At 65.1% G+C, this 16,780-nt stretch carries 19 protein-coding genes; 14 read left to right on the top strand and 5 right to left on the bottom strand.

Annotated elements, in window-relative coordinates:
- Nucleotides 1-175 precede the first annotated feature (175 nt).
- Nucleotides 176-988: a SirB1 family protein gene (locus AC1DPF_RS16585; protein ID WP_477870334.1), complete on the top strand. Its 813-nt coding sequence runs from the start codon at nucleotides 176-178 to the stop codon at nucleotides 986-988.
- 17 nt (nucleotides 989-1,005) lie between these two features.
- Here the strand turns inward: AC1DPF_RS16585 and AC1DPF_RS16590 are convergent, their stop codons facing one another.
- From AC1DPF_RS16590 to AC1DPF_RS16600, 3 genes are read right to left on the bottom strand one after another with little or no spacing between them, the layout of a single operon-like run.
- Nucleotides 1,006-1,386, bottom strand: coding sequence for a response regulator (locus AC1DPF_RS16590; RefSeq protein WP_477870336.1), 381 nt, complete (start codon nucleotides 1,384-1,386; stop codon nucleotides 1,006-1,008).
- Nucleotides 1,383-3,869 (bottom strand): hybrid sensor histidine kinase/response regulator, encoded by a 2,487-nt coding sequence (locus AC1DPF_RS16595; RefSeq protein WP_477962430.1) that lies wholly within the window; start codon nucleotides 3,867-3,869, stop codon nucleotides 1,383-1,385. Before AC1DPF_RS16595 ends, AC1DPF_RS16590 begins: the two co-directional genes overlap by 4 nt.
- On the bottom strand, nucleotides 3,866-4,492 hold the full coding sequence (locus tag AC1DPF_RS16600) for a response regulator transcription factor (protein ID WP_477870341.1): 627 nt from the start codon (nucleotides 4,490-4,492) through the stop codon (nucleotides 3,866-3,868). Before AC1DPF_RS16600 ends, AC1DPF_RS16595 begins: the two co-directional genes overlap by 4 nt.
- 145 nt (nucleotides 4,493-4,637) lie before the next feature.
- Between AC1DPF_RS16600 and AC1DPF_RS16605 the strand changes: the two genes are divergently transcribed.
- The 13 genes from AC1DPF_RS16605 (at nucleotide 4,638) to AC1DPF_RS16665 (ending at nucleotide 14,964) form a co-directional block, all read left to right on the top strand.
- The gene (locus AC1DPF_RS16605; protein ID WP_477962432.1) at nucleotides 4,638-5,294 is read left to right on the top strand and encodes a response regulator; all 657 of its coding nucleotides are present in this window, start codon (nucleotides 4,638-4,640) and stop codon (nucleotides 5,292-5,294) included.
- A 73-nt stretch (nucleotides 5,295-5,367) separates the two neighbouring features.
- Nucleotides 5,368-6,222 (top strand): formyltetrahydrofolate deformylase, encoded by an 855-nt coding sequence (gene purU / locus AC1DPF_RS16610; protein WP_477962434.1) that lies wholly within the window; start codon nucleotides 5,368-5,370, stop codon nucleotides 6,220-6,222.
- 252 nt (nucleotides 6,223-6,474) lie between these two features.
- Complete coding sequence (gene leuC, locus AC1DPF_RS16615; protein ID WP_477870347.1) at nucleotides 6,475-7,914, top strand: 3-isopropylmalate dehydratase large subunit; 1,440 nt, start codon at nucleotides 6,475-6,477, stop codon at nucleotides 7,912-7,914.
- Nucleotides 7,911-8,732 carry an N-acyl homoserine lactonase family protein gene (locus AC1DPF_RS16620; protein ID WP_477870349.1) on the top strand — a complete coding sequence of 274 codons (822 nt, stop codon included), beginning with the start codon at nucleotides 7,911-7,913 and terminating at the stop codon, nucleotides 8,730-8,732. The genes leuC and AC1DPF_RS16620 overlap by 4 nt, the downstream gene beginning before the upstream one ends.
- On the top strand, nucleotides 8,732-9,310 hold the full coding sequence (gene leuD / locus AC1DPF_RS16625; protein ID WP_477870848.1) for a 3-isopropylmalate dehydratase small subunit: 579 nt from the start codon (nucleotides 8,732-8,734) through the stop codon (nucleotides 9,308-9,310). The genes AC1DPF_RS16620 and leuD overlap by 1 nt, the downstream gene beginning before the upstream one ends.
- Before the next feature lie 86 nt (nucleotides 9,311-9,396).
- A complete protein-coding gene (locus AC1DPF_RS16630) occupies nucleotides 9,397-9,720 on the top strand; it encodes a DUF1476 domain-containing protein (protein ID WP_477870351.1) in 324 nt (107 codons plus the stop codon).
- Between the two features lie 3 nt (nucleotides 9,721-9,723).
- Entirely contained in the window at nucleotides 9,724-9,957 is a 234-nt protein-coding gene (locus AC1DPF_RS16635) for a BolA/IbaG family iron-sulfur metabolism protein (protein WP_477870353.1), read from the top strand.
- 9 nt (nucleotides 9,958-9,966) lie between these two features.
- Nucleotides 9,967-10,296: a Grx4 family monothiol glutaredoxin gene (gene grxD / locus AC1DPF_RS16640; RefSeq protein WP_477870355.1), complete on the top strand. Its 330-nt coding sequence runs from the start codon at nucleotides 9,967-9,969 to the stop codon at nucleotides 10,294-10,296.
- 4 nt (nucleotides 10,297-10,300) lie between these two features.
- Complete coding sequence (locus tag AC1DPF_RS16645) at nucleotides 10,301-11,314, top strand: glycerophosphodiester phosphodiesterase (RefSeq protein ID WP_477870357.1); 1,014 nt, start codon at nucleotides 10,301-10,303, stop codon at nucleotides 11,312-11,314.
- A gap of 63 nt (nucleotides 11,315-11,377) precedes the next feature.
- Entirely contained in the window at nucleotides 11,378-12,247 is an 870-nt protein-coding gene (locus AC1DPF_RS16650; protein ID WP_477962436.1) for an MBL fold metallo-hydrolase, read from the top strand.
- A gap of 22 nt (nucleotides 12,248-12,269) precedes the next feature.
- On the top strand, nucleotides 12,270-13,259 hold the full coding sequence (gene nadA / locus AC1DPF_RS16655) for a quinolinate synthase NadA (RefSeq protein WP_477962438.1): 990 nt from the start codon (nucleotides 12,270-12,272) through the stop codon (nucleotides 13,257-13,259).
- A 100-nt stretch (nucleotides 13,260-13,359) separates the two neighbouring features.
- Nucleotides 13,360-14,208 carry a carboxylating nicotinate-nucleotide diphosphorylase gene (nadC, locus tag AC1DPF_RS16660; RefSeq protein ID WP_477962440.1) on the top strand — a complete coding sequence of 283 codons (849 nt, stop codon included), beginning with the start codon at nucleotides 13,360-13,362 and terminating at the stop codon, nucleotides 14,206-14,208.
- A 54-nt stretch (nucleotides 14,209-14,262) separates the two neighbouring features.
- Nucleotides 14,263-14,964, top strand: coding sequence for a ribonuclease T2 (locus AC1DPF_RS16665; protein WP_477870365.1), 702 nt, complete (start codon nucleotides 14,263-14,265; stop codon nucleotides 14,962-14,964).
- Here AC1DPF_RS16665 and AC1DPF_RS16670 read toward each other — a convergent pair.
- Together AC1DPF_RS16670 and AC1DPF_RS16675 are read right to left on the bottom strand one after the other, a co-directional pair.
- Nucleotides 14,957-15,628: an RlmE family RNA methyltransferase gene (locus AC1DPF_RS16670; protein WP_477870367.1), complete on the bottom strand. Its 672-nt coding sequence runs from the start codon at nucleotides 15,626-15,628 to the stop codon at nucleotides 14,957-14,959. The two genes, AC1DPF_RS16665 and AC1DPF_RS16670, sit on opposite strands and share 8 nt — an antisense overlap.
- Complete coding sequence (locus tag AC1DPF_RS16675) at nucleotides 15,625-16,677, bottom strand: Ppx/GppA phosphatase family protein (RefSeq protein ID WP_477870369.1); 1,053 nt, start codon at nucleotides 16,675-16,677, stop codon at nucleotides 15,625-15,627. The genes AC1DPF_RS16670 and AC1DPF_RS16675 overlap by 4 nt, the downstream gene beginning before the upstream one ends.
- Nucleotides 16,678-16,780 lie beyond the last annotated feature (103 nt).

The raw sequence follows: 16,780 nt of genomic DNA on the forward strand, positions 1-16,780 counted from the left end.
TAAGCCTCAAACCGGCTTTTCTACCTAGAGGCTCATAATCGTACGATTTTTCGGTGGAGCACTCCTCGCGACCAGGTTGCGCGGAGACGACGGAGCGCGATGTGGAGTCGGCCGTTAGGCGATCGGACCACGTCAATTCCTGTTCATTCACCGCGCAGAGGGCTAATCTCACGATATGATTGCTTCCATCGCCCATCTCGGCCTGCTCGACGACGAGGATATCGCGCTCGACATCGCTGCGCTCGAATTGAGCGCGCTCGACCATGCCGGCGTCGATCTCGATGCCTATGTCACGATGCTCGCTGCCATCGAAGCGGACGTGCGGGAGGCGGCCGCACGCGAAAATTGCGATACGGGTGTCAAGCAGGCGGAGATCCTGGCCGCCATTCTCGGCGGACGGCATGACCTCTGCGGCGACATCCAGACCTATGACGCGCCGCTCAATGCAGACATGATCCGCGTGCTCGACCGCAGGAAGGGCCTGCCTGTCAGCTTGTCGATCCTCTACGTTGCAATGGCGCGGCGGCTGGGATGGGATGCGGACGCGCTGAACACGCCGGGGCATGTCCTGGTGCGGATCGGCGCTCCGGAAGATTCGGTGGTCATCGACCCATTTCATCGAGGCGCGACGGTAACGCCGATCGCGCTGATGAACATGATCCGCCGGATGCTCGGCCCGGAGGCGCCCGTGGGTCAGACGCATCTGGCGTCGATGACGAACCGCGGCGTGCTGGTGCGACTGCTGCTCAACCAGGCGACCCGCGCCGAGCGCGACGGCGACACCCGACGGGCGCTCGTCATCTATGGCCGGATGGTCGAGGTAGCCCCGTCGAACGGACAGGGCTGGTGGGATCTTGCCCGGCTACAGCTATCGGAAAGGCGGATCGAGGACGCGCGCGGCAGCCTGAGCGCGATGCTCGAGATCACCCGCGACAGCGACAGCCGCGCGCATATCACGGCGGCGCTGGCGGCGCTGGCAGGGCCGTAATCCCGCCGCAACGACCCTTACTGCGCGAGTGCGATCACCTGATCCGCCAGCCGGATGGGGTCGAACGGCTTCGTGATCACGCCCTTGGCACCTAGCGCGACATATTGGGTGATATCCTGCTGACGCGCGCGGGCCGTCACGAAGATCACGGGCAGAGCTGCGGTATCGGGCTGGTTGCGCAACGCAACCAGCAGGTCCGGCCCGGTCATCCCCGGCATCATCACGTCGACCATGACCAGATCCGGGCGCCAACCGCCGCCTTGCAGCATCGCCATCGCCTCCTCGCCCGACGCGACGGCGCGCACCTCGATGTCGGGCCTCAGTTTCAGCGACATCTCGACGATCAGGCGGATGTCGGGCTCGTCATCGATATAGAGGATGGAGAGTGAGTCTTTCATCCGGTTGGCGCCTGTCGGTCGATCATCTCGAGCACTGTCGATGCCAGCCGGGGTAGGGCGCGGCGCGACTTGACGACAACGGCATCGGCGAGTGATCGAGTCGTGGCATCGACCTCCTGCGCCGAATAGACGATGATCGAAAGCGCCGGATCGGTTTTCCTGATCTGCTCCAGAAGCTCCCGGCCCGAACCATCGGGCAGGCCGAGGTCGAGTATGATCGCGTCGGGCCGGCGAGTCGTGACGATAGAGCGGGCAGCGGCGAGCGTGGCGGCACCAAGCAGCGCGCCGCGCCCGGCGAGCGCAGCCGAGAAGAGCTCGCGGGTATCATCATCGTCATCGACATGCAGGATCACCGCCTTGCGCTCGCCCGAACGACGGACGGCGCGTTGGATAAGCTGGATCAGGCGCGGCGGGTCGAAGGGCTTCTGAAGCCAGCCGACATAGGCTTCCGCGTCGATGTCGTGCTGCGCGGGCATGCCGGAGATGATGATGACCGGCAGGCGCCGTGTTTCCTTGTCGGCGCCCAGCGCCCGCATGACTTCCATGCCGTCGGAATCGGCCAGCGTCAGATCGAGCAGCACGGCGCTATAAGGTTGGGATCGCGCGTGGGCGATGGCGTCCCGCACGGTCGTCACGAGATCGCTGGCATAGCCGTGCGCGCTCAGGATCGACTGGATCGTATAGCCGGCATCGGCATCGTCCTCGCAGATCAGCAATCGCGTGGAGCGGTCGCCATCGGCCACATGGGCGCTGTCGCGCGGCACGCTGAAGGCGAAGCGGGCACCGCCTTCCCTGCGGTTCTCGAAGGATATCTCGCCGCCATGGTTGCGGATGATCTCCCGCGAGATGGCGAGGCCAAGGCCGGTGCCGGCAATCATCTGCTTGTCGGGACGCGCCCCTTGCGCGAAACGGTTGAAGATATGTTTGGCGAAGTCGGGGTCGATGCCGGGGCCGCTGTCGGTCACCTGGACGATGTGATCGTCGACGCCCCTGAGCAGTTCGAAGATGACCGTCGATCCCACGCTGGAGAATTTGATCGCGTTCGACAGGAGATTGCTCGCCACCTGCACGAGGCGGTCGGTATCCGCACAAGCCTTCACCGATGCATCGGGCATGCGCAGGTCGATCCGGATGTCGCGGCGATCGGCCAGGCCTTGCATCGCCTGCACCGTCTTGGTCATGACCTCGCGAAGATCCATGACCGTATAGTCGAACGCCATTCGGCCTTTGCGGATCTGGTCGATGTCGAGGATGTCATTGATCAGGCGGATCAGCCGCTGGCTGTTGGTCTCGGCGATCTCGGCGAGCCGCTGCGCCTGCGCGGGAAGCTTGCCGACGGCGCCGCTGCGTAGCAGCCCGAGCGAACCGACCACGGAAGTTAGCGGCGTGCGCAGTTCGTGACTAACGGTCGAGATGAAGTCGTCCTTGAGCCGGTCGATTTCCTTTCGGCTCGCGGCATCGCGCAGCACCGCTACTATGTGGACGCCATCGGCAAGCTGCATCACGCCGAGGGTTATGTCGGCGGACACCAGTTCGCCCTGGCTGTCATGCCCCGAAACGTCGATGAGCTCGGTCCGGCGCAAGACGCCCTGGTCGAAGCCGATCCGGTCCAGGAACGGCCCTTCGCCAGGTGCAATATCCACCAGGACCGATATGTCGCGGCTCAGCAGTTCTTCGGCACGATAGCCGAACATGCGCTCCGCTGCAGGATTCATCTTCTCGATGCTGCCGCTCGGATTGATGGTGATGATCGCATCGGTGGCGCTTTCGAAGATCGCGCGCCGGCGGGTGGCGGCCTCTGCGTTCTGGAGCGAAAGGACATGATGAAGCCGCATGCCCCGGCCGATCAGGAAGCCGAGTATCGCTGCGAGCAGTGCGACCGCGGCGATACTCGCCCACAGCACATGGTGATTGCGGGCCGCGCGGTTCGCCTCGTGTTGCTGCAAGGTGGCCAGCTGCCGGCTTCCGCGTTGCTCCATTCCCGCAACCACGGTGCGGATCGAATCCATCAGCCGTTTGCCGGTCCCTTGCCTGAATTGTGCGGCTGCCGGCTCCAGCCCGGCACGGTCGCGTAGCTCGATCAGCAGTTGCATCTCGCGGAACTTGGCGTCGATCAGGGATCTCAGGCGCCGCAAGTCGGCGGCGTCGGCGCCCTGGCGGGGCGTCAGGCGAGCCACCCGGGCCCATTGCCCCTCCAGATTGCGCCGCGCTCGCTCATAAGGCTCGCGAAATGCTTGATCACCGCTGATCAGATAACCGCGCTGTCCGGTTTCTCCATCCTTGAGCAGCGAGAAAAGCAGTTCCAGCTCGCGGTGATATTCGAACGACTGCTGGGTTGCGCGTGCGGACTGCTCGCCGCGCCGGATTTCGGCCCCGAGCCACAGCGCCACGGATGCGAGCAGCATCGGCCCCAGCGCTGTCAGGATCGCAACCTGCCACCAAGTGGGTTGTATCCGTGGATGCCCGGGCCGCGCTTTGGTCATGAAGGCTGCAGCAGGGGGCGCATCAAAAGGATTGCCTGGGTGCGGTTGGTCACGCCCAGTTTCCGGAAGATGGCGGACAGGTGCGCCTTGATGGTGGCTTCGGATATGCCGAGATCGCCCGCGATCTGCTTGTTGAGATCGCCGCCCGCGAGAGCGAGCAGGACGCGCCGCTGCGCGACCGACAAGCTTTCGAGCCGCTTACGCAGCATGTCTGTATGCGCGTCCGGGCCAGGCGAGGGAGGGAATATCCTGCCGCCATTCAGGATGAGCTCGATTCCAGCGACGGTAGCCTGGAGCGGCTGACGCTTCGAAAGGAAGCCGACAGCCCCGACCGCTTGGGCGGTCGACACCATCTGAGCGCCGTCATGAGCCGAGAGGATTGCTATCGGCGTTCTGCCGAGCAGATGCTGGAGTTGGAAGAAACCGCCAAACCCGTTCGAATCGGGCAATTCATAGTCGAGCAGCAGCAGCCGGTAATCGGAGTGCTGCGCGATAACCGCAACAGCTTCCGCGATCGTCCCGACCGCATCGAAGGACAGGCCCGGATGGCGTGCGCCTAACGCAAGTTGAACCGCTTCCTGAATGAGCGGATGATCGTCCGCAATCAAGATCCTCCCGATCATTCTCCCGACACCTCCGGTGATCCTCTCCCCCCGGAACTTTCCGGACTTTCCTGTCGCCCATTTCCTTTCGCAATGCGCGGGGGCTAATGTTTTAACGATCTATGTTGCTGCTCCTTCTACTATTGTCTTAGGCCGACGGTACATCATGCAAAACTACAGTATCCTCCTGACCGACGGCTCGACCGCCCGTCAGCGGATCATCGCCGCCGTTATCGCACCCGATGGCAAGGTAGACCGCGCCTCGACACAGGACGCCGCGCTCGAGGCTGTTCGGGCGCGATGCTACGACATGGTCCTGCTCGACGAGCAGACGGACCGCGATGATGAGCGGCCCGTCGCGGAGCTCCGCGCAGCGGCGGCCGGATGCGAGTCGCACGTACCGATCATCGCGTTAACGCGCGAGCGCCTGCCCGATCTTCCGCCCGCCCTGGCCCGGAGAGGCTTTGATGGCATGCTGTGCCGCGACTTTCGGGCGGCCGAGGTTGCTGGCCTCGTCCAGCGCTGGCTTGGTGCCGAGCGCACCGCTGCGATCCCGCCGCAGGCCGGTCTGGCGGGGCTGCTTGGCATGTATGAGGCAGAGGCGATGATCGCACGGCTGTATGCCGGCCTGTCCGAGGCCGTCCGGATGATCGACGCCGGCGCCGAGGCGCGGATCTATGGCCATCGTCTGGGCGGGCTCGCCGGCTCGCTAGGCCTGCCGGTGCTCAGCGCCGCATGGCTGACGCTCCAGGAGGGGGATTATGCGGCCTGGTCCATCGTGCGCGAGCTGACCATGGAGGCACTTGCCGCGCAGCGGGAATAGCATGCCGCTTGACGCTGTCGATGCGCGCCGCCAATCGGCTCGGCGCGACCAAGGGGCCGCAAGGGGAACTGTTGTGGCCGAGACTTATATCCTGACGCTGTCCTGCGTCGATCATCCGGGCATTGTCGCTGCGGTGTCGACGTCGCTGGCGCGGCACGGTGCGAATATCCTGGAGGCGCAGCAGTTCGACGACCTGCTCACCGGCCGCTTCTTCATGCGGGTCGAGTTCTCGCTTGTTGGAGGGGCGACGATCGCGCAGCTCGAGGCGGGCTTTGCGCCCGTCGCGGCCGATCACGGTCTCGATCACCGCTTCCGCGCATCGGCGGCGCGCAAAAGAGTCCTGCTGCTGGCCAGCAAGTTCGATCACTGCCTCGCCGACCTGCTCTATCGCTGGAAGATCGGCGAGCTGGCGATGGAGCCGGTCGGCATCATCTCCAATCATCCGCGCGAAACCTACGCGCACCTCGATTTTGGCGATATTCCCTTCCACTTCCTGCCCGTCGGCAAGGCCGACAAACCGGCACAGGAAGCAGGGATCAGGGCGATCGCCGTCGAAAGCCGCGCCGACCTGGTGGTGCTGGCCCGCTATATGCAGATCTTGTCCGATGACCTTGCGCGCTTCCTGAGCGGCCGTTGCATCAACATCCACCATAGCTTCCTGCCCGGCTTCAAGGGCGCAAAGCCCTATCACCAGGCCCATGCCCGCGGCGTGAAGCTGATCGGCGCCACCGCCCATTTCGTGACGACGGATCTCGACGAGGGTCCGATTATCGAGCAGGACACCGAGCGGGTGAGTCACCGCGACACCCCGGACGACCTTGTCCGGAAAGGACGTGATATCGAGCGCCGCGTGCTTGCCAGCGCGGTGCGCGCCTTCCTGGAGGATCGCGTGCTGATGAACGGCACAACGACGGTCGTGTTCAGCTAAGGCCGCGTCACGTTCCAATCAGCACTCGCCAAGTTTGTTGGCCTGCCGCTGGTGCGACCCGGGGCGATCGTCTATCCAATGGACTGCCTGTCGGAGGGCTTCGGTACCGCCCGCGGCATGCGGCCGCGTACCAAGGCGCGGGCTCCGGCCTATGCCGGGCAGCGGCGTTTCGGGCCCAGGCGATAGTCCAACTTCCATCGCCCATTGCCTCTCTGCTTTGACATTGTCGCGGCGATGGCTAGATCGGCGGCCATGTCCAGCAAGCCCCGCACCCTTTACGAAAAGATCTGGGACGCGCACGTCGTCGAGCGTCGCGACGATGGCACCTGCCTGATCTATATCGACCGCCACCTCGTCCATGAGGTCACCAGCCCGCAGGCGTTCGAGGCGCTGCGCGTCGCCGGCCGCAAGCTGCGCCGGCCGGATCTTACCCTGGCGGTGCCGGATCATAATCTGCCGACCACTGCGCGCCTCGATGCGGCCGGGCATCGGCTGCCCATCGCCGACGTCGAATCGGCGGGACAACTTGCCGCGCTGGAGCGCAACGTCGCCGATTTCGCCGTGCCCTATATCGACGCGGTTGCCGCGGAGCAGGGCATCGTCCACGTCGTCGGCCCGGAGCAGGGCTTCTCGCTGCCCGGTACGACGATCGTTTGCGGCGACAGCCACACCGCGGCGCATGGCGGGCTCGGTGCGCTGGCCTTCGGGATCGGCACGTCGGAGATCGAGCATGTTATGGCCACGCAGACGCTGCTGCTCGCCCGCTCCAAATCGATGGAAGTCCGCGTCGAGGGCGTCCTGGGCCGGGGCGTCACCCCGAAGGACGTGATCCTCCACATCACCGGCACGATCGGCGCCGCCGGGGGAACCGGCCACGTCATCGAATATACCGGCAACGTGTTCCGTGAGATGTCGATCGAGGGGCGGATCACCGTCTGCAACATGGCGATCGAGGGCGGCGCGCGCGCCGGCCTGATCGCCCCGGACGAGACCACCTTCGCCTATCTCAGGGACCGTCCGATGGCGCCGAAGGGCGCGGATTGGGACAAGGCGGTCGCCTGGTGGCGCAGCCTTCCCACCGATGCGGGCGCGACATACGACAAGACGGTGGTGATCGACGCCGCCGATATCGCCCCCTGCCTGACATGGGGCACCAGCCCCGAGGATGTCGTGGCGATCACCGGGGTGGTGCCCGATCCTGCCAGCTTCGCCGACCCGTCCAAGCAGGTCGCGGCGCAGAAGTCGCTGGACTATATGGGGCTGACGCCGGGCACGCGGATGGAGGATGTGCCGGTCGAGCATATCTTCATCGGCAGTTGCACCAACAGCCGGATCGAGGATCTGCGGGACGCAGCGGCAGTGTTGCGCGGCCGGCATGTCGCGCCGAATGTCCGTCAGGCGCTGGTCGTGCCGGGCTCCGGCCTGGTCAAGCGCCAAGCCGAGGCGGAGGGGCTGGATCGCATATTCCTCGACGCAGGTTTTGAATGGCGCGAGCCGGGTTGTTCGATGTGCCTGGCGATGAATCCCGACAAGGTGCCGCCGGGCGAACGCTGCGCGTCCACGTCCAATCGCAACTTTGTCGGCCGGCAGGGCCCGGGATCGCGCACGCATCTCGTCTCGCCGGCAATGGCTGCTGCTGCTGCTGTGGCCGGCCATCTCGCCGATGTTCGCACGCTGGAGCTGGTCGAATGAAGCGGCTGCTGCTGGCTGCGCTGCTGATGGCGGGTGCTGCAGAGGCGGGCAAGGTCCAGGGTACGGTCGACAAGCTATGGCGGCTCGATTGCGGGACGGTGCATGTCAATCAGCTCAACGTCTTTTCGGACAGCAACGCTTATCCGGGGCAGCATCGCGACCTGGTTTCGAGTTGCTATCTGATCAAGGACGGCGACGCCTACATGCTGTGGGACACCGGTTTGCCGGCCAGCACAGGCGACAAGCCGAACGACTCGTCGCAGCCGATGAGCCCGACTCTGGGAAAGACGATCGTCGAGCAGCTGGCGCAACTCGGCCTCAAGCCCGAGCAGATCGGGTTGATCGGGATCAGCCACTATCATTTCGATCATACCGGACAGGCGGCGGATTTTCCCAAGGCCAAGCTGGTGATCGGGGCAGGCGATCTCGCCATCGCGCGTGAGAAGGACAGCGTCGGCAAGCCGTTGGCGCCCTGGTTGGCGCCGGGCGCCAAGGTCGAAGGCGTCGAGGGCGACAAGGATCTTTTCGGCGATGGCAGCGTCATCATGATAAGTCTGCCGGGGCATACCCCCGGCCATCATGGATTGCTGGTGAAGCTGCCGAAGACCGGGACCGTGTTGCTGTCGGGCGATGTTGCGCATTTCCACGAAAATCTGGACAGCAATGGCGTGCCGCCATTCAACACCGACCGCGCGGCATCCGTCGCGGCGATGGCACGCTTTCGCACGATGGCCAAGGACTTGAAGGCGGTGGCGATCATCCAGCATGATCCGCGTGACGTGGCCAAGCTGCCAGCCTTTCCGCAGGGAGCCGAATGATGAAGCCGATCCGTGAAATTGTGGGCCGCGCCTTTCCGCTTGGTCTCAAAAACTGCGACACGGACGTGATCATTCCGGCGCATTATCTCAAGACGATCACGCGCCAGGGCCTCGGCCGCGGCGCGTTCGAGACGATCCGCGCGCAGCCCGGCAACATTTTTGACGATCCCGAATATGCGGGTGCGAACATCCTGGTCGCAGGGGATAATTTCGGCTGCGGGTCAAGCCGAGAGCACGCCGCCTGGGCGCTCAACGACATGGGCGTCGATGCGGTCATTGCGCCAAGTTTCTCGGACATCTTCTCCAGCAATGCCTTCAAGAACGGCATACTCACCGTCGTGCTGCCGCAGGCCGCGGTGGATCGCCTGATGGAGGTCGCCAGGACCCATCCGATCAGCGTCGACCTCGAACATCAGACGGTAACGACGCCGTTCCAGGATCGCTTCTCCTTCGAGATAGACCCTTTCCGCAAGCATTGCCTGCTCAACGGTCTTGACGAGGTGGGCATGACCCTGGCCCGGGATGTAGCGATCTCGGCCTTCGAGGCGCGGATGACGGCCGATCGCCCTTGGCTCTAGTACAGCCGCTTTCCAAGGATTGCGCAGTTGCGCGCGGGTCGTGCCGTGCCTATCTGAATTCGAACCACCGGTGAGCAGGGGACGTGATGACAACCTTCGATGACCGCGAGCAGGCTTTCGAGAGCAAATTCGCCCATGACCAGGAAATGGCGTTCCGCATCACCGCGCGGCGCAACCGGCTGCTCGGCCACTGGGCGGCAAGCTTGATGAAGCTCACCGCCGAGGAAACCGACAGCTATGCAAAATCGGTGGTCCAGGCGGATTTCGAGGAAGCCGGCGACGAGGACGTCATCCGCAAGCTGCTCGGCGACATCACCTCGGCCGGCGTCGATATCGACGATGCGCGCATCCGCGCCGCGCTGGAGAACAAGACCGTCGAGGCGCGCCGCCAGCTGATGGAAGGCAAATAGACGATGCCAATGGCTGCAGGCGAGATCGAGGCGATGATCAAGGCGGCGCTGCCTGACGCGCTGATCGAGATCACGGATCTGGCTGGCGACGGCGATCACTATGCGGCGCGGGTGGTGAGCGAGAGCTTTCGCGGCCTGCCGCGCGTGCGGCAGCATCAGCGTGTCTACGAAGCTTTGGGTGGCCGGATGGGCGGGGTGCTCCACGCGCTTCAGCTCACCACGGCTATCCCCGACTAGGAGCAGATCATGAGTGACGACGTTCAGGCCCGTATCGCAACGGCGGTCAATTCGGCCGACATTCTCCTGTTCATGAAGGGCACGCCGCTCTTCCCGCAGTGCGGCTTCTCCAGCCGGGCAATTGCCATCCTCGAGCATCTCGGTGTCGAATATGCGACGATCGACGTGCTGCAGGATCAGAGCATTCGCCAGGGCATCAAGGAATATTCGGACTGGCCTACGGTTCCGCAGCTCTATGTGAAGGGTGAATTCATCGGCGGATCGGACATCATGATGGAGATGTACGAAGCGGGCGAACTGGCCGACCTGCTTGAGGAGAAGGGCATCGCCCACGCCTGAGTCGATGGCTGCGGCCGGCTCCGCCCGGCCGATCATCATCGCCCATCGCGGCGCCTCGGGCCTGCGGCCGGAGCATACGCTCGCCGCCTACCGCCTCGCGATCGAGCAGGGCGCGGATTTCATCGAGCCCGATCTGGTGATGACGAAGGACGACGTCCTCGTCATCCGCCATGAGAACGAGATATCGACGACGACGGATGTCGCCGATCATGCGGAGTTCGCCGATAGACGGACGAGCAAGGCAATCGATGGCCGTCTCGTCACGGGTTGGTTCACCGAGGATTTCACCCTCGCCGAGCTGAAGACGCTGCGGGCGCGGGAAAGGCTGCCGCAGTTGCGCCCCGCCAACACATTATGGGTCGACGAGCCGATCGCGACATTCGATGAGGCACTGGCCCTGGTCCAGGCCAGCAAGCGCCCGGTCGGCATTTACCCCGAGACCAAGCATCCGACCTATTTCGCCTCGCTGGGCAAGCCGATGGAACGGCCGCTATTGGACGCGCTGGCACGGGAAGGATTCGCCGGGGCCGGCGATCCTGTGTTCATCCAGTCTTTCGAGGTGAGTAACCTCAAGGCGCTGCGGACGATGACGAAGTTGCGCCTCGTTCAGCTGATCGACGCGGAAGAGCCGCCCTTTGACCAGGTCGAGACTGGCAGTGGCCTTGGCGTCGCTGCGATGACCACGCCGGCCGGCCTGCAGGCGATCGCTGGCTATGCTGATGCGATCGGCCCGGCAAAGCTGCTGATCGAACCGCGCGACGCGACCGGCCACGCGCTGGCGCCGACCGCGCTCGTCGACGATGCCCATGCCGCTGGTCTGCTCGTCCATGCCTGGACGTTCCGCCAGGAGAACATCTTCCTTGCCGCGGGTGACCACGAAGGGGAGGATCAGGGCGGCCATGGTGATGCAGCCGCTGAATATCGACGCTTCTTCCGTCATGGCGTCGATGGCCTGTTCAGCGATTTCCCGGCGGAAGCAGTGGCGGCGCGGTCGGCGGAGCAGGCGCTGCGCGCCTGATTGGGAAAAGGAATTAAACCGAGCCGTCGCCGTCCCCTTCACATCGGTGGCGAGCGGTGCCACATGGCGACCATGAGTGAACAGGTTGCAGGTATTGCCCAGACGCAGCACCCCCTGGTGCGCCGCCTTCTCGCGGCAAATCCGGGGCCGTTCACCTATACTGGTACGCAGACCTATCTGGTCGGCACGCGCGATGTCGCGGTGATCGATCCGGGGCCGGATCTGCCCGGGCAGGTCGACGCGATCATGGCGGCGATCGATGGTGCGCGGGTTCGTGCGATCGTCTGCACCCACACCCATCGCGATCATAGCCCGGCGGCGGCCGAGCTCAAGGCGCGCACCGGAGCGCCGATCATCGGCTGTGCGCCCGTCGTGGTGGATGACAGCGGTCCGCGCGCTGATGCGCCGTTCGATCACAGCTATATTCCTGATGATGCCATGCGCGACGGCGCGCTCATCGAGGGCGACGGGTGGACGCTGGAGGCGCTGCACACGCCCGGGCATACCTCCAACCATATCTGCTATGCGCTACGCGAGGCGAAGGCGCTGTTCAGCGGAGACCATGTGATGGGTTGGTCCACCACCGTGGTGTCGCCCCCCGATGGCAACATGGCCCAGTATCTCGAGAGTCTCGAGCGCCTGATGAGCCGGCAACAGGACGAAGTCTATTATTCGGCGCATGGCGAGCCGATCGATCGGCCCCACCGCTTCGTGCGTGGCCTGATCGGCCATCGCAAGCAGCGCGAAGGCCAGATCATGCGGCTGCTGGCGAAGCAGGCGACCAGGGTCCCGGAGATGGTCAAGGAGATGTATGTCGGGGTCGATGTGCGCCTGCACGCCGCAGCGGGCTTGTCCGTGCTCGCCCATCTGATCGATCTCGAGACGCGCGGCCTCGTCCGCCGCGATGATGCAACATGGAGCCTGGCGGGCTGAGCCGCCCCTGGAGAAGCATGCTATGAACGCCCCCCTGACAAGCCTCGCCGGCCTCGACCTGCGCGCCGAGATCGATCGGCTGCGCAAGGAGCGCAAGGCCGTCATCCTCGCCCATTATTACCAGACTCCAGAAATCCAGGACCTGGCCGATTTCGTAGGCGACAGCCTCGACCTGTCGCGCAAGGCCGCGGCGACCGACGCCGAGGTCATCGCCTTCTGCGGCGTGCGCTTCATGGCCGAAGTCGCCAAGATCCTGTCGCCGGAGAAGACCGTGATCCTGCCGGACATGGACGCCGGCTGCAGCCTCGAGGACAGCTGCCCGCCCGAGGAGTTCGCGCGCTTCCGCGCCGCGCATCCCGATCATCTGGCGCTGACCTACATCAACTGCTCGGCTGCCGTTAAGGCGCACAGCGACATCATCGTGACATCGTCCTCGGCCGAGACGATCCTGTCGCAGCTGCCCGCCGACCAGAAGATCATCTTCGCTCCCGACCGCCACCTCGGCGGCTATTTCGCCCGCAAGACCGGTCGCGACATGCTGCTCTGGGAAGGCAGCTGCATTGTCCATGAGGCTTTTTCCGAAACCGAGTTGCTCAAGCTGAAGGCGCAGCATCCGGGCGCCCCGGTTGCGGCGCACCCGGAATGCCCGGTCCACATCCTCGACCATGCCAGTTATGTCGGGTCGACCCGCGGTATCCTCGATTATGTGCTTCACACGGATGCGGACACCTTCATCGTCGCAACCGAGCCGCACATCATCCACCAGATGGAAAAGGCGGCGCCGCACAAGCGCTTCATCGGCGCGCCGGGCGCCGACGGCAACTGCAACTGCAACATGTGCCCCTATATGGCGCTGAACACGCTCGAGAAGCTCTATCTGGCGCTACGCGACCTCACCCCGCAGATCGAGGTCGACGAGCCCACCAGGATCGCTGCGAAGCGTTCGCTCGACCGGATGCTGGAGATGACCGGCGGGTTGTCCGGGCCGGACGTCGGGCGGCCCAAGCTATAGCGTCGCATCGTCATCCCAGCGAAAGCTGGGATCTCCTTGCCTTACCGACCCAGAAGAAGTGAGATCCCAGCTTTCGCTGGGATGACGCAGGATAGAGCCGATGACCTTTAGCCTCCCCGGTTTCGACCTCGACGACTTCGTCCGCGCCACGCTTGCCGAGGACATGGGGCAGGGCGGCGACATCACCTCCACCGCGACCATTCCCGCGGACGCGCTGTTCGAGGGGGAGATGGCAAGCCGCGACGCGATCAGCGTCGCCGGCTTGCCGCTGGCGGAGGCCTTCTTCCGCGCGCTCGATCCCCAGGTCGCGATCGAAACGCTGGTGCAGGACGGCGTGCGCGTCCCCAAGGGCGGCGCACTGATGCGGTTGCGAGGCAAGGCGCGCGCACTCCTCACCGCCGAGCGTTCGGCGCTCAACACGGTCCAGCATCTGTCGGGCATCGCTACCCTGACGGGCAGTTATGTCGACGCGATCCGCGGCACCGGTGCCACGCTGCTCGATACCCGCAAGACGATTCCCGGGCTGCGCGTACTGGAGAAATATGCGGTGAGGATGGGCGGCGGCACCAACCACCGGATGCGGCTCGACGATGCGGCGATGATCAAGGACAATCATGTCGCCGTCGCCGGCGACATCGGCGAGGCGGTGCGGCGAGCTGTCGCGGCGGGCATCGCGCGGATCATCGTCGAAGTGGATCGCGTCGACCAGATCGAGCCCGCGCTGGCCGCGGGCGCAACCCATCTGCTGCTCGACAACATGGATCCGCCCACTCTGCGGGGCGCAGTGACGCTGGTGGGCGGCCGGGTGCCGACCGAGGCATCTGGCGGGGTTCGACTCGACACGATCAAGGCCATCGCCCAGACCGGCGTCACCTATATCTCGGTCGGACGGCTGACCCAATCGGCACCGGCGGCGGATATCGGGCTGGATTTCCGACCCGCCCGGTGAGTCGTCCTCGGCGGCGAGGGTGACGTATCATCGATCAGGCTCTAGGCTCGCCCGATGAGATTCGCCTTCCTTCCCGCGCTGGCGGCGCTGTTGATGACGCCGGCCTGCGGGAAGCAGCTGTCGTCCTGCACCGTCCCCGCCGATCTTCCGCGTCCGATGCTGGAGGGGCCTACCGTCGAGCAGCCCCGGCGGGTTCTGCCCATCGCCGGCTATACGCTGGCGCTCAGCTGGTCGCCGCAATATTGTGCGAGCCGGACGACGAGCCCGCGCGATCATATCCAGTGCGGTGGCACGGTGGGGCACTTCGGCTTCACGCTCCACGGCCTGTGGCCCGACGGCAAGGGCGCGCAATGGCCGCAATATTGCCGGCCGACCCGGCTGGTGTCCGCGAAGCTGATCCGGGACAATCTGTGCAGCATGCCCTCACCGCAGTTGATCCAGCATGAGTGGGAGAAGCACGGCACCTGCATGGTGAAGACTCCGGCCGAATATTTCGACAGGAGCGGCGCGCTTTATCACGCCCTGTCCTTTCCCGATATGACCGAGCTGCGGGGCAGGACGATGACAGTCGCCGATTTTCAGAAGAGCTTCGCCGAGGCGAATGAGGGCATGCGCGCCGATCAGCTGCGGCTCGGCGTCACCAGGGACGGCTGGCTCGAAGAGGTGTGGATCTGCCTCAACAAGCGTTTTGCCCGGCGGAGTTGCCCGGCTGGGCAGGCTGGCGCCGCTCCGCAGAGCATCGTCAAGATCAGGTAACAGGGTTGCCCTTGAATCCTTGCGCGATCACATACCATTCGGACGAGTCCTTGCGGCTCGCCGGAGGCTTGGCATGCTTCACCGTCGTGAACAGCCGCTTGAGCTCCGCCACCAGGTTGTTGTCGGCGCCGCCGGCCAGCACCTTGGCGACATAGCAGCCGCCAGGCCGCAGCACCTCGCTGGCAAACAGGCAACCCGCCTCGACCAGCGCCATCGTGCGCAGATGATCGGTCTGGGGGTGGCCGACGGTGTTGGCCGCCATGTCCGACAGGACGATGTCGGCCGGACCGCCGAGCGCCCCGGCGAGCTTGGCAGGGGCATCCTCGTCCATGAAGTCCATCTGAAGGATGGTCGCACCCTCGATCGGATCGGTCTCGAGCAGGTCGATGCCGACGATCACGGCCTGGGGACAGATTTTTCGCACCACCTGCGTCCAGCCGCCCGGGGCGATGCCGAGATCGATCACCCGCTTGGCGCCACGAAGGAAGCGGAAGCGCTCGTCGAGCTCGATCAGCTTGTAGGCCGCGCGCGAGCGATAGCCCTCGGCCTTGGCGCGGCGGACATAGGGATCGTTGAGCTGGCGCGAGAGCCAACTGATTGAACTCGCGCTGCGGCCCTTCGCGGTCTTGACCCGCTGCCGTCCGCCGGTGCCGCCGCGGCTCATTGGCCCATCCTTGCTTTGTCGCGCGCCATCAGCGAGCGGAGAATGCCTTCGCGGATGCCGCGATCCGCCACCCCGAGGCGCTGGGAGGGCCAGATGTCGAGAATCGCGTCGAGGATCGCGCAGCCGGCGACCACCAGGTCGGCGCGTTCCTGGCCGATGCATGGCAGTTCGGCGCGTTCGGCAACGGTCATGCCGGCCAGGCGAGCGCTGATCTCCCGCATTGCCGGCACCGGAACGATCAACCCATCGATCAGCCGCCGATCGTAACTGGGCAGGTCGAGATGGACGCTCGCGAGGGTGGTCACGGTGCCGCTGGTGCCGAGCAGCCGGCCTGGACTCGCTCCGGGGACAAGTTTCGTGGCGAAATCGGCAAAGCTGTGGGCGACGCGCGCGCGCATGCGCGCATAGCTGGCGAGCAGGCCCTTGCGGTCCTCGCCGACATGCGGTTCCGTCTCCGACAGCGAAACCACGCCCCATGGCGCGGAGAACCAGTCGATCACCCGCGGGGGACTATCGTCGGCATCGATCAGGATCAATTCGGTCGAGCCGCCGCCGATGTCGAATACGAGCGCGCTGCCCTCGCCGGGCTCAAGCAGCGCATGACAGCCGAGCACCGCGAGCCGCGCCTCCTGTTCCGGAGTGATGATCTCGAGCGCGATGCCCGTCTCGCGATAGACGCGCTGCACGAACTCGCGGCCGTTCGCGGCGCGGCGGCAGGCTTCGGTCGCGACCGAGCGGACCAGCGACACGCGCCTGCGGCGCAGCTTGTCGGCACAAACCGACAATGCGCTTACTGCCCGGTCCATCGCCGCGTCGGAGAGCTTGCCGGTCGCCGCAAGGCCCTCGCCGAGACGGACGATGCGGGAGAAGGCGTCGACCACCACGAAGCCTTCGGCCGCCGGCCGCGCGATCAGCAGCCGACAATTGTTGGTACCGAGGTCGAGTGCCGCATAGCTGTGCCGCGACATCTGAGGATTCGATGGAGGATGCGCCCGTCGCCCCCCATCACGCGGTGGACGCGGTGCGGCCGGATTGTGGCCGTACGTCATGATCTTCGGTCTCACCTATCACCACGCGGCGGAAACCCGCATGGAACTTGGGAGCAAGACTAATGGCTGGCGCGATGAACGGCAAGGGCGGCGTCCCAGAGCC

The organism is Rhizorhabdus sp. P4_G6, from assembly GCF_056401045.1.

Coding starts and splice junctions, on each gene's coding strand:
- AC1DPF_RS16585 (WP_477870334.1), top strand. CDS start 176: ATGATTGCTTCCATCGCCCATCTCGGCCTGCTCGACGACGAGGATATC.
- AC1DPF_RS16590 (WP_477870336.1), bottom strand. CDS start 1,386: ATGAAAGACTCACTCTCCATCCTCTATATCGATGACGAGCCCGACATC.
- AC1DPF_RS16595 (WP_477962430.1), bottom strand. CDS start 3,869: ATGACCAAAGCGCGGCCCGGGCATCCACGGATACAACCCACTTGGTGG.
- AC1DPF_RS16600 (WP_477870341.1), bottom strand. CDS start 4,492: ATGATCGGGAGGATCTTGATTGCGGACGATCATCCGCTCATTCAGGAA.
- AC1DPF_RS16605 (WP_477962432.1), top strand. CDS start 4,638: ATGCAAAACTACAGTATCCTCCTGACCGACGGCTCGACCGCCCGTCAG.
- leuC (WP_477870347.1), top strand. CDS start 6,475: ATGTCCAGCAAGCCCCGCACCCTTTACGAAAAGATCTGGGACGCGCAC.
- AC1DPF_RS16620 (WP_477870349.1), top strand. CDS start 7,911: ATGAAGCGGCTGCTGCTGGCTGCGCTGCTGATGGCGGGTGCTGCAGAG.
- leuD (WP_477870848.1), top strand. CDS start 8,732: ATGAAGCCGATCCGTGAAATTGTGGGCCGCGCCTTTCCGCTTGGTCTC.
- AC1DPF_RS16630 (WP_477870351.1), top strand. CDS start 9,397: ATGACAACCTTCGATGACCGCGAGCAGGCTTTCGAGAGCAAATTCGCC.
- AC1DPF_RS16635 (WP_477870353.1), top strand. CDS start 9,724: ATGCCAATGGCTGCAGGCGAGATCGAGGCGATGATCAAGGCGGCGCTG.
- grxD (WP_477870355.1), top strand. CDS start 9,967: ATGAGTGACGACGTTCAGGCCCGTATCGCAACGGCGGTCAATTCGGCC.
- AC1DPF_RS16645 (WP_477870357.1), top strand. CDS start 10,301: ATGGCTGCGGCCGGCTCCGCCCGGCCGATCATCATCGCCCATCGCGGC.
- AC1DPF_RS16650 (WP_477962436.1), top strand. CDS start 11,378: ATGGCGACCATGAGTGAACAGGTTGCAGGTATTGCCCAGACGCAGCAC.
- nadA (WP_477962438.1), top strand. CDS start 12,270: ATGAACGCCCCCCTGACAAGCCTCGCCGGCCTCGACCTGCGCGCCGAG.
- nadC (WP_477962440.1), top strand. CDS start 13,360: ATGACCTTTAGCCTCCCCGGTTTCGACCTCGACGACTTCGTCCGCGCC.
- AC1DPF_RS16665 (WP_477870365.1), top strand. CDS start 14,263: ATGAGATTCGCCTTCCTTCCCGCGCTGGCGGCGCTGTTGATGACGCCG.
- AC1DPF_RS16670 (WP_477870367.1), bottom strand. CDS start 15,628: ATGAGCCGCGGCGGCACCGGCGGACGGCAGCGGGTCAAGACCGCGAAG.
- AC1DPF_RS16675 (WP_477870369.1), bottom strand. CDS start 16,677: ATGACGTACGGCCACAATCCGGCCGCACCGCGTCCACCGCGTGATGGG.